The sequence below is a fragment of the Wenzhouxiangella sp. YN9 genome (genome assembly GCF_056324165.1).
In genome coordinates this window covers 1-11,694 of record NZ_JBJNIP010000032.1, presented here as the reverse complement: position 1 = coordinate 11,694, position 11,694 = coordinate 1, and the positions used below count along the sequence as shown (strand labels likewise).

The window sequence follows — 11,694 nt, the reverse complement described above, 5'->3', positions numbered from 1 at the left end:
ACTTCGATCAACTCCCGCCGAATCACGCCATACAGGCGTTTCCGACGATATTTCGGAATGAAAACGATGTGGTACTTACACTCCCATCGAGTGTGTCGTAAACTGCTGACTTGTCTCATGGTTTCTCCTTAGCGTGGTGCTTGGCGGCTCACGCTTCGGAGTTACCATGAGATTTCCGGAATCGTCAAACATTGAATGCCTCCCCAGCAGAGCTGGGGGGTCTCCCGAATTTGTCTAGTGCGTGGGCTGCAATGTGGTGGCAATCCAACTACCCAGTGCATTTGACGGCCCTGAACGTAGTGGTCTTCGCATTTCTCCCCGGCCTGGCTATTGGCACAGTCGTGGCAGAACTCCTTTTCAGAATTGGAAAGCTGTATGGCAAATTGCGTGGTTCTAAAGCCTAACAAGTCGCTCAAGTACGTTCCGGCCCTTCGGGCCTCTACCGGACGCGGCTAGAGCCGCGCCGCTTAGCTCAGACGTTAAATTGAGGTAAGCAACCGTGTACTTCGCTGATGAGCTATCCCGAAAATTCCGGACTCGTCGCAGGGCATTTAGTCTAAGCTCCGTATTGGTTGCTCTAGCCAGCTTTTTCATTTTGGGTGTCATTAATCCCGATAGGGATGCAGAACTTGGGTTGCCGGAATTCGGTCTCCTCATTGCTGTGGTCGCAATAATCTATGTTTTAAAAAGAATTTTTTGGCGTTGCCCTGCATGTGGGCCTGCACTGCAAATGGGCGGACTGACAGTATTCGACCTCAAAAGGTCTGACAAAGTGCGCTGCCCAGGCTGTGGCGTAACCTTGGAATGAATTTAACGATTAGTTCCAGTACGTTTCGGGCCTGCCGGCCCTCCACCGGATGCCCTTTTCGCTGCGCTGCAAGGGCACCGCTGAACAAAAGCGTTATGTGCGGCCCAATACTGTGGCGTGGATGTGACTCTCAACGTGATGAATCAGAACAATAACAGAGGTATGGATGCACCGCCTTAGCCACCTTGTCATAAAGAATTTCCGAGCCTGTCGTGATGTGTCGCTGCCACTCGAGGGCTATACACCGCTGGTGGGGCAGAACAACACCGGCAAGTCCACTATTCTTCAAGCCATCGAATGGGTGTTGAAACCAAAAGCGCTGCCTCTCGCCGATTTTGCCGATTCCAAATCACCGATTGAAGTCGCGGCCTGTATTGATGGTATCAGTGAGGCGATATTGGATCGCATTCCCGAGCAGAAGCATCGCAGGGCCATTGAACCCTATTGCCGCGATGGCCGGTTGTGGATTCGAGTGATTGCCAACGGCACGGGAAAAAACGCCGTGAAGAAGGAAGTGTGGGATACCGAACAACGCGACGGCGACGAATTGCCGGAGTATTGGCGTGATTACCCGACGGGATTGCCCCAGGTGGTGTCGGTTTTGCTGCCGGAACCACTGATGGTGCAGGCCATGCACGATCTCGGCGAGGATCTGGGCAAGGCCAAGGCCGGTACGACTATCAAAGGCTTGCTGGATGAAATCATGGGGCCGCTGTTGGCGGCTCACGCCGAGTTGAACACTGCACTTGAGACTATTCGCCATGTACTGACCGCCGATGGCGATAACCGCTCTGATCATTTGCAGCAGTTCGACACCGACGCCACCGATGCGCTCACCCACTTCTTCCCCGGTTTGTCGCTTGATCTGGATTTGCAGGTAGTCGATGTCAAGGAATTCTTCAAGGCCGGGGATCTGCATGTCACCGACAAAACCACCGGCGACCGGCGGCGTTTTGACCAGATGGGTACGGGGGCTCAGCGGGCCATTCAGATGGCGCTGATTCGCTATCTCGCGGAGACCCGCAAGGAGGACGACAACCGCCCGGCGCGCCGCCTGCTGTTGATCGACGAGCCGGAGTTGTATCTGCATCCCCAGGGGGTGCGGCGCTTGCGGCAGGCGCTGGCTGATCTCGCCGAGGCCGGGTTTCAGATTGTCTTCTCCACCCACTCCCCGCTTATGCTCAGCCGGGACAACGCCGCCGATACCGTGATCGTGGGCAAAACCGCGGAAGCCGGCGCGACCACCCAGAAGCCTTTGCGCCAAGCGGTGGAGGACGCGCTGAGCAACGCCGAAAGCCAGTCGCGCACCCTGTTCGAGCTGGGCAACTTGGCCGAGATCTACTTTGCCAACAGGGTGGTGATTTGCGAGGGCAAGACGGACGGACGCCTGCTGCCGCTGGTTTACGAGCGGCTTTACGGCATCACCCCGGATATTGACCATATCGCCTTTGTGTCCGTCGGCGGCTGCGGCAATATCCCCAAGGCCTTGCCGGTTATGGCCGCCATGGGTATTGCCGCCTGTGCCGTGGTGGATCTGGATTTTGCCTATACCCATGCCCGTTCCGGCGGGCTACTACCACGGGACGGGGACGACCTGAACAAGGTAAAATCCGCGCTGGCGCGCCTGCAAGCCGACCACAGCTTTGCGCTGCACGATAACGGCTTGCCCAAGAACGATAAAGCCAACGGGCGCATGGCCGCTGATACCTGGGCGCTTTTCGCGGCCGACGAAGAAGGCAAGGCCCTTGCCGACCAGACCCAACATGCCCTCCAGGCCCATCGCGTGTGGGCCTGGCCGCAAGGCTGCATTGAGCAGGTGACCGGCGCCGAAGACAAGGGCGAAGATGCCATTATCGAACAGGAACAGCGGCTGCGCGATATGAGCGCGGCTGAAATAGAACAACAGATGCCCGCCTTCAAGGCGTGCTTTGACTGGATCAGGAGTATTTAATGCCGACGTTGGAGTTCAAGGGCAAACAGTTTGTCTATTCCCACCATCTCGGGGTGCCGTTTCGTGAATTGCAGGTGGTGCCGGACAAGTCCCTGCCCGCCAAGGGCCAGAAACCCTCGCTGGACGATAACCTGATTATCCACGGCGACAATCTGGAAGCGCTCAAGGCGCTTCTACCTACCCATGCCGGCAAGGTGGACTGTATTTTCATCGATCCGCCCTATAACACCGGCAATGAGGGTTGGTGCTACAACGACAATGTGCGCTCGCCACTGATGAAGGAATGGCTGAAGAAGTCGGCCAACCCGGTGGATAAGGAAGACCTGGAGCGGCATGACAAGTGGTTGTGCATGATGTGGCCGCGAATAAACATCTTGCGGGACCTTTTGTCAGAAAAAGGCAGTATATGGATAACTCTGGATGATAATGAAGTCCATAGATTCAAAATTATCATGGATGAGATTTTCGGGGAAGAAAGCTTTATCACCTCGGTAGCATGGCAGAAGATGTATACGGTAAAAAACTCTGCTAGACATTTTTCCGAAATGCACGACCATATTCTGGTTTACGCAAAAGATGAAACCCAGTGGTGCAGGAATTTGCTTTCAAAGTCTGATGACAGTGCAGACGATTACTCTAATCCTGATAATGATGAACGCGGTCCGTGGATAACAAACGCGATTCAGGCCAGGAACTATTACAGCCAAGGCCAGTACGAGATAGTCTCTCCGGCTGGTAGAAAGCATAAGCCACCAAAGGGCACATACTGGAGAATTTCAAAGTCAAGTTTTGAGGAGCTAGACGCCGATGGACGGATTTGGTGGGGTCGTAACGGGGACTCGATACCAAGGATCAAAAAGTTTCTTAGTGAGAGTAAAGAAGGCGTAGTTCCTGCAACTGTCTGGTTTTATCGCGATGCTGGCAGTAATTCGTCTGCTAAAGAGAAGCTGAGGGACATTTTCTCTGACTCTGATGAAGAGTTATTTCTCACTCCTAAACCAGTGGAGCTCTTGTCTCGTGTGCTGGAGATCGCCGCAAGTAATGAGTCATTGGTGCTTGATTCCTTTGCTGGCTCAGCTACGACGGCCCACGCCGTGCTCGAAGCCAACAAAAGAGACAGCGGCAACCGGCGTTTTATCCTTGTTGAATGCGAGGACTACGCCGACACCCTCACCGCCGAGCGCGTGCGCCGTGTGATCAATGGCTATCCCTATAGCGGAACACAGCGCGAGCAGTTGTACAGGGAAAACATCACTTGGAGCACTTTCGAGAAAAAGCAGGCTAAGGTGCTGGAGCATGTTGCTTCCATCGAAAACCTGCACGGCCACGAATACGACAAGATCAAGAAGCAAATCAAGGATGGTGTGCTCACCGTCACCGGCGAGCGCAAGGTGGAAAAGACCGCACCGGGGCTGGGGGGTAGCTTCACTTACTGCACTCTGGGTGATCCCATCGATATTGAAAGCCTGCTCACCGGCAAGGGGCTGCCGAGCTTCGAGGCGCTGGCCCGTTATGTGTTCTACACCGCCACCGGGCAGTCCCTGGAGAAAGTTGGCAAGCCCGCGCCGGATGGCTTTATCGGCGAGACCGATCTTTTCCGGGTGCACCTGTTCTACCAGCCGGAGAAGGAGTGGTTGCGATCCAACGACGCGGCCCTCAATGCCGAGCGGGTCGCGGCCATAGAAAAGAGCAACAAGAGCGGCAAGCGCGCCATTGTGTTTGCCGTGGCCAAGTTCATGAGCCAGAAGGAATTGACCGCCCGGCGCATCGAGTTCTGTCAGTTGCCCTATGCTGTCCACCGGATTCTGGGGGATTGAGCATGGAGCTGAAGGAATACCAACAAGGCGTACTGAGCAAGCTGGACCGCTATCTGACGGTACTGGCCGAGCAGCGGGAGCAGGCGGAGGATTTTTCCGAGTTCCAGAAGAGCAAGGGCAAAACAGCCGGCCTGGGCGACTACTGCCGGGAAGCCTGGGACCAACTCAACACGGAGCGGCTGCTGCCGTATCTGTATCAGAATGGCAATCCCGTGGTAGCGCCGCACCTGTCGCGGCCCGATGGCCTGGGGCAGTCGATCCCCAATATCTGCTTCAAGGTGCCCACCGGCGGTGGCAAGACGCTGTTGGCCACCGCCGCGCTGGAACGGGTGCAGACGGATTATTTCAAGCGCCAGACCGGGCTGGTGCTGTGGGTGGTGCCTTCCGAGGCCATCTACCGGCAAACCTGGAAGCAACTGGCCAACCGTGAGCATCCCTACCGGCAGATGCTGGAACGGGCTTCTGGCGGGCGGGTGAAACTGCTGGAAAAGGGCGATGCCTTTACCCGCCGGGACGTGGAGGGTCAGTTGTGCGTGATGCTGCTGATGCTGCCCTCGGCGGCGCGCAAGTCCAAGGAGACCCTGCGTCTGTTCCGAGACAGTGGTCGCTTTACCTCCTTCTTCCCAGTGGAAGACGACAGCGAGGCCAATCGGACATTGCTCGATCAAGTGCCGAACCTGGACCAGAACGATCTGGCGGATATGGGCTTTGCCGAGGGAATTGTGCCAAATTCGATTTCCGTAAAGCAGAGCCTGGGCAATGTGCTGCGACTGGTGCGCCCTGTGGTGGTGATCGACGAGGGCCACAAGGCTTATTCGGACACCGCCCGGGATACACTGGCCGGGTTCAACCCGCGCTTTATCCTGGAATTGTCCGCCACGCCCAATACGAACAACAAGCACCAGTCCAATGTGTTGGTGAATGTCCCCGGGGCAGACCTCAAGGATGAGGAGATGATCAAGCTGCCCATCAATGTGATCAACGAAGGCAAGGGCGGCTGGAAGCACACTCTGACGCTGGCGCACGCCAAGCAACAGGAGCTGGAGCAGGCAGCGCTGGCGTTCCAGAACGAGACCGGGCGGTATATCCGCCCCATTGTGCTGATTCGCGTGGAGCGTACCGGCAAGGAGCAACGTGACGCCGGGCTGGTCCATGCTGAAGACGCAAGGGAATACCTGCGCGATCAGCTGGGCGTGAAGGAAGAGCATATCCGCCTGAAGACCTCCAGTGACGACGAGCTGGCCGACGAAGACCTGTTATCCCCCACCTCGCCAGTACGTTTCATCATCACCAAGGACGCGTTGCGCGAAGGCTGGGATTGCCCCTTCGCCTATGCTTTGGCGGTGCTGTCGCGCACCACGGCCACCACGGCGCTGACGCAGATGATTGGCCGCGTGCTGCGCCAGCCCCACGCTCAGGCCACCGGCGTGGCCGCTCTGGACGAGTGCTACGTGTTTACTTTCGATCAGGATGTGACCGAGGCGGTCAATGGGGTGCGCAAGGGGCTGGAGGATGAAGGTATGGCCGATCTGGCCTCCAGCGTACAATCCGTGGACCCGGGCAGCGGCCAGCCCCAGCACATGCGCCGCGAGACCATTCACCGGCGGGGCAAATTCGCCGGTCTGCCGCCCATTTTCCTCCCGCGAGTGTTGCACCGGGACACCAGTGCCCAGGAGGGCTACCGCCCGCTGGACTACGACCGCGATGTGTTGGGCGCACTGGATTGGGAGACATTGCAGTTTCTGGGGGCGGACAAGGCCGCCATGGACGATGACAAGCTGCAACGCACGGTGGCTCGCGTCACCCTGGACCGAAAGGCCAAGGAGACCGGCCAGACGGTGTTCGAGCTTGAGCAGGAGGCGGTTAACGCCTTACCCGATGAAGGGCTGGACGCCCCCTATCTGGTGCGCCAGTTACTCGATGTGGTGCCCAACCCTTGGCAGGGTATGCGCCTGCTGGACGAAACCCTGGCTGCCCTGCGGGCCAAAGACGTCACCGATGAACAGATTTATGTGAACCGGTTGGATCTCGTGCAAACCATGAAGGCCGACTTGCGCGAGCAGGTCAACGCCATGGCTGAAAGCCTGTTTCGGAAAAAGCTCGATAGCGGTGAAATCACCTTGCGGTTGGTGGCCTCCAATGACCCGGCACTGAACTGGAAGATTGCCGAAACTCTGGAACTTGATGTAGCCGATGTAGACCCGCTGCTTTACCGCAAGAACGGTGAGCCACTGGAGAAGAGCTTGTTTGAAAAGGTGTACCAGAAGGAATTCAACGAGCTGGAGAAGAATACAGCCTGGTATCTGGATGAAAGCCAGTGTGTCTACTGGTGGCACCGCATCGCCGTCAATCAGCGTTCCTATGGCTTGCAGGGCTGGCAGCGGCATCGGGTGTACCCTGACCTGCTGGCGTGCGTCCATGGCGTCGAGGAAGGCAAGTTCCGCTTCTCGGTACTGGAGACCAAGGGCGACCACCTCAAAGGTAATGACGACACCGAGTACAAGCGGAAGCTGTTCGAGCTATTTACCCGCTACGCCGATGTGACGGCCTCCATTGGCCAACTTGCGCTTGAGGACCAGGACGAACCCATGCGGTTCAGGATGGTGATGGAAAATGATTGGCAGCAGACGCTGGTGGATGAAGGCATCCGGTAGGCAGGGAGCAATATGCACATAACAACAGCGTCAACGCGGACCGGCTTTTCCGCTGGCGCTCCAAATCCGGCCGGTTACGCTGGGCGTTATGAGAACTAGAAGCAGATAGGGAGTAACCGTTGGAAGAACTACAATTTAAAATTGATGGCCCTATTCTGAAGGAGGGAGTTCCGCTTCCCTTGGCGATATCTGCGTTGAGTAGCTTTCAAAGCATTGTCGACAAAACCTATCTTGTTACCGCCGAAAAAAGCCGTATAACCGCATCCGAAAGAGAAAAATTTTACATAAAAGCGACCGAGTTCAAGCACGGTTCTTTCCTAACGTACTTTGAGATCGCTTTGCAAGGCGTGCAGCTAGGGCTGCCCCTCGTGTCAAGCCTTGGTCCGCAGAACATATGGGATTTAACCAAAGACACTTTCTCTATGTTAAAACTTGTTTGTGGTGCGGTGCGTAGCGGAAATCAGCCTACCTATGAGTTCAACAACAATGGCGATGTCGATCTGAGAATTGGCGATGAACATCATCACTATCATGGCCCCGTATTCCAAATCGCCCAACTCGCACTTCCAAATTACCAAGATTTGGCACACCTGCTGGGTAATAGAAAATTAACAGAAGTGTCTGCTGGCCAACGGTTCAGCCCAAATCATGATATTTACCTTGGTGAGGCCGATCGGGACGCTTTCGACATTCCGACAAAAATACAGAAAGAAACGACGGAGCTTAGGTGCGAAGTATTTGATTTTAACAAATACAAGAATGCTGGGAAGCTGTCCGTCTCTGATGCTGGGCAGGCGATACCACTTGGTGAGTATAATTTCACCATTTTCGGAAACCAGGATAACGTAGAATACATTTATACGTTGCTGAAGCCGCAAGTTACGTTGTACTGCCTCGTAGAAGAAGCAGTGAGCCCGTTCGGAGGGGTAGATGTCCATAAATTGCACATTACCGGCGTCGGCTCATAACAATTTGCTGCACGCGGATAAATTACTCGCTACGCTCCTAATTTACCGGTGAGCAAGGCGTTAAGTGCTATGGAAAAAGTCCCACTCTCCTTCATTCTGGCAAGAATTCTTATGGGCGTGAGCATTGTTGCGGCTTTCTTTCCGCTAGAAGATATAGACCTCTTCTCCGGAGCGGGCCTTCTGTTTATCGCCATTCAGGGGTTTCTTGTATTTACTCTGGTGTGCCTGTTCACTAACCCAAACCTCGGGCGTCTGCTTTCTGTGGCGGTCTTTACGCTGAGCGGCCTTATAGCGGCTGGTGCTGCCGTCGCCGGATCTGCCTTCGGAGTGCCCATATATCTGCTCGTCGTCGACATCATCATTGCCACGATGCAATTGACACTGGCCTGGCACCTGCTGGTTGGTTCTCCCGCTCTACAATATGCGACTCAAGAGCGCTCGAATGTGCGCACTTAACAAGTCGCTCAAGTACGATCCGGCCTTCGGCCTCCACCGGACGCGGCTAAAGCCGCGCCGCTTAGCTCAGACGTGTGTGCCGGGCATGGCACGAAGCTGGGGAGGTGAAAGTCCTCCCACCAGGTATTCGCAGAGCCGAAGGTTAGGAGAAGGGCAAGGGCGTTATCGCGAGGTGGCGTCTGGAGGAAGCCCAATCCAAAGCGGCGGGGCGACGAACAGGAACTGGATATGAGGTGTGACGTAGACGGGGCCAGTGGGCACGTGACCATGAAGCCCTCCATCTGCATCGGGTCTGCGTTTTATAAATCCAGCGTTTGCGCCGTGAAAGTTTCGTGTCTTACCCCGGGAGGTCTCCCCGGTGCGCTGGAGACGGCGCTGAGCGTCGAGCAATTGGCGCTGATCGCCAGGGAGAAGTCAGCCGAGGGCATAGTAGATGGGTGGCGCCATCGAAGGCCCGAACGATGAACGAGGACGATTGACCGAGTATGAGCCACCGGACCGCCTCAGAGAATCGACGCGAGTCGGCCGTGCCAAGTGCACGGGAGGAATCGGCGGCTGGGGAAAGGATCGCTTCGGCCTCACCATCAACCGCTTCGCTGTGGGACCAAGTGCTCGAACGCAGCAACCTGCAGCGGGCACTGAAGCAAGTACGCCAGAACAAAGGCGCGCCGGGCATCGACGGTATGCGCGTCGATGCACTGCCGGACCTCCTTCGCCAGAACTGGCCGATGATCCGCGACCAACTGGAAGCGGGGCAATATCGCCCGCAACCGGTCAAACGCGTGCGGATTCCCAAGGCTGACGGACGGGAACGCCTGCTGGGCATCCCGACGGTTCTGGACCGCTTCATTCAGCAAGCCATTGCGCAGGTGATATCGGCGCAATGGGAGCCCCACTTCCATCCGCGCAGTTACGGCTTCCGGCCGGGCAGATCGGCGCAGCAGGCGGTCAGACGCCTGCAAGCCGATGTCCGGTCGGGCCGCCGATGGACGGTGGACCTGGACCTGGCGGCCTTCTTCGACCGGGTCAACCATGACCGGTTGATGCACCGGCTCAAGGTCCATGTCCCGGATCGTCGTCTCCTGCGACTGATCAACCGTTTTCTGACGGCTGGCATGCTGGATGGGGACCACTTGAGCCCGACCGATGCCGGCGTGCCGCAAGGCGGCCCGCTGTCTCCGGTACTGGCCAACGTGATGCTGGACGAACTGGACTGGGAGCTGGACCGGCGCGGCCACCGCTTTGTCCGATATGCTGACGACTGCCAGATCCTGGTGGGTAGTCATCGAGCGGGCGAGCGGGTGATGGACAGCGTGTCGCGCTTGATCGAAGACTCACTCCGGCTCGAAGTGAATACACGAAAGAGCGCGGTCGATCGACCATGGAAGCGCCAGTTCCTGGGCTTTACGGTCACCCGCGGGTCTCACCGGCTCAAAGTGTCACCCAAGGCGCTGCACCGATTGAAGACCCACCTGCGGGTATTGACCCGCCGCACGCGAGGTCACCGTTTAGCCGATGTCGTGGCAGACCTGAGAGACTACCTGCTTGGTTGGAAAGCGTACTTCGGAATGGCCGAGGTACCGAGCCCGCTGCGCGAGATCGACAAATGGCTGCGGCGACGACTACGCTGTTATCTCTGGAAGCAATGGGGTCGCTCGGGCTACCGCCAACTGCGCCGAATGGGCGTGAGTGTACGCGAGGCCTGGCAGACGTCGAAATCGGCCCACGGGCCGTGGCGGCTATCGCACACCCCGGCGTTAAGACGGGCCCTGCCCGCGAAGTACTTTGCTGACCTGGGGCTACCGAGCCTGGTGGCGCGGTAGCGATGTTCATCGAATCGCCGTGGTACGTGATCCGTATGCCCGGTGGTGTGGGAGGAGAGGCATCGTAAGGTGCCTCCCTATCCCGATTAGGCCGCATTGACAGTCTTCAGGAGCATCCGAAGTGCGATATCTCCCAATCTACGTATTGATGACCTTATTCTTGCTGGCCGGTTGCTCCGAGCCTGCTGAGCGCGAGGTGAAGGTCGGACGCCTACATCGCGGTTACGTCGATGCCTCCAGGACAGACTGGGCTAATGCCGGACCTCGCCCTCTTGCAACCACTGTCTGGTATCAGACGCATGACAGTAGTGTCGAGACCGAATGGAACATCGGAGTATTCCGCTTTGGTCGCAACGCACTGAATGCGCCATTTGCTGATACCCAGAAGCGTCCACTCATCATTCTGTCTCATGGCACTGGCGGTAGTGCGGCGCAGCTATCATGGCTGGCGGAAAGTCTAGTTGCGGCCGGCTTCATAGTCGCCGGCATCAATCATCATGGAAATACGGCAGCGGAAGAAACTTCCTGGCCACATGGCTTCGCCCTTCCGGCAGAGAGAGCCCGCGACATTTCCATGCTGGTTGATCAACTGCTCGGCGATAAGGAGATTGCACCTCATATTGATAGCAGTCGTATTGGTGCGGCTGGATTCTCAATTGGCGGATACAGCGTGCTGGCTTCCGCAGGCGCGCACCTCAAGGTCGCTGATAGACAATTGCGCTGCGAGGATGAATCAAGCAACCCTGTCTGCAAGCTTCCTCCAGAAGCGGGATTCACGGAGGCAGACATTCGGGCCCTCGCGAGTTCTGACATCACGTTCAAAGAGGCTCTTGTTCGAGACGAGCATCCTGTCAGTGATCCGCGCATCCGAGCGGTCTATGCAATTGCCCCTGCATTCCTATCATTGATGACAGAACAGGATTTCTCTTTACTCGATGTTCCAATCAGGGTTGTTCTGGCGGAGCAGGACCAGCAGATCCTAGACAAATTCGGGAGACCCCCCAGCTCTGCTGGGGAGGCATTCAATGTTTGACGATTCCGGAAATCTCATGGTAACTCCGAAGCGTGAGCCGCCGAGCACCACGCTAAGGAGAAACCATGAGACAAGTCAGCAGTTTACGACACACTCGATGGGAGTGTAAGTACCACATCGTTTTCATTCCGAAATATCGTCGGAAACGCCTGTATGGCGTGATTCGGCGGGAGTTGATCGAAGT

The 11,694-nt window shown here is 56.7% G+C and carries 9 protein-coding genes; 8 read left to right on the top strand and 1 reads right to left on the bottom strand.

All coding sequences use genetic code 11. The features are described 5' to 3' along the window. A partial coding sequence (locus ACEWQ0_RS00180) for a transposase (protein WP_476484132.1) occupies positions 1-119 on the bottom strand: 119 nt, incomplete at its 3' end. Positions 120-974: 855 nt separating this feature from the next. Between ACEWQ0_RS00180 and ACEWQ0_RS00175 the strand changes: the two genes are divergently transcribed. The 8 genes from ACEWQ0_RS00175 to ACEWQ0_RS00140 all read left to right on the top strand — a co-directional run. Next, positions 975-2,759, top strand: coding sequence for an ATP-dependent nuclease (locus ACEWQ0_RS00175; protein ID WP_476484131.1), 1,785 nt, complete (start codon positions 975-977; stop codon positions 2,757-2,759). Further along, positions 2,759-4,576 (top strand): site-specific DNA-methyltransferase, encoded by a 1,818-nt coding sequence (locus ACEWQ0_RS00170; RefSeq protein ID WP_476484130.1) that lies wholly within the window; start codon positions 2,759-2,761, stop codon positions 4,574-4,576. The genes ACEWQ0_RS00175 and ACEWQ0_RS00170 overlap by 1 nt, the downstream gene beginning before the upstream one ends. Before the next feature lie 2 nt (positions 4,577-4,578). Further along, positions 4,579-7,230: a DEAD/DEAH box helicase gene (locus ACEWQ0_RS00165; RefSeq protein WP_476484129.1), complete on the top strand. Its 2,652-nt coding sequence runs from the start codon at positions 4,579-4,581 to the stop codon at positions 7,228-7,230. A 119-nt stretch (positions 7,231-7,349) separates the two neighbouring features. Then, positions 7,350-8,198: a hypothetical protein gene (locus ACEWQ0_RS00160; RefSeq protein WP_476484128.1), complete on the top strand. Its 849-nt coding sequence runs from the start codon at positions 7,350-7,352 to the stop codon at positions 8,196-8,198. A 69-nt stretch (positions 8,199-8,267) separates the two neighbouring features. Next, complete coding sequence (locus tag ACEWQ0_RS00155) at positions 8,268-8,654, top strand: hypothetical protein (protein WP_476484127.1); 387 nt, start codon at positions 8,268-8,270, stop codon at positions 8,652-8,654. Positions 8,655-9,262: 608 nt separating this feature from the next. Next, positions 9,263-10,477 carry a group II intron reverse transcriptase/maturase gene (gene ltrA, locus ACEWQ0_RS00150; protein ID WP_476484126.1) on the top strand — a complete coding sequence of 405 codons (1,215 nt, stop codon included), beginning with the start codon at positions 9,263-9,265 and terminating at the stop codon, positions 10,475-10,477. Positions 10,478-10,598: 121 nt separating this feature from the next. After that, complete coding sequence (locus ACEWQ0_RS00145) at positions 10,599-11,510, top strand: alpha/beta hydrolase family protein (protein ID WP_476484125.1); 912 nt, start codon at positions 10,599-10,601, stop codon at positions 11,508-11,510. A 65-nt stretch (positions 11,511-11,575) separates the two neighbouring features. Continuing rightward, positions 11,576-11,694 (top strand): transposase (locus ACEWQ0_RS00140; RefSeq protein WP_476484132.1); only part of this gene is annotated, 119 nt, incomplete at its 3' end.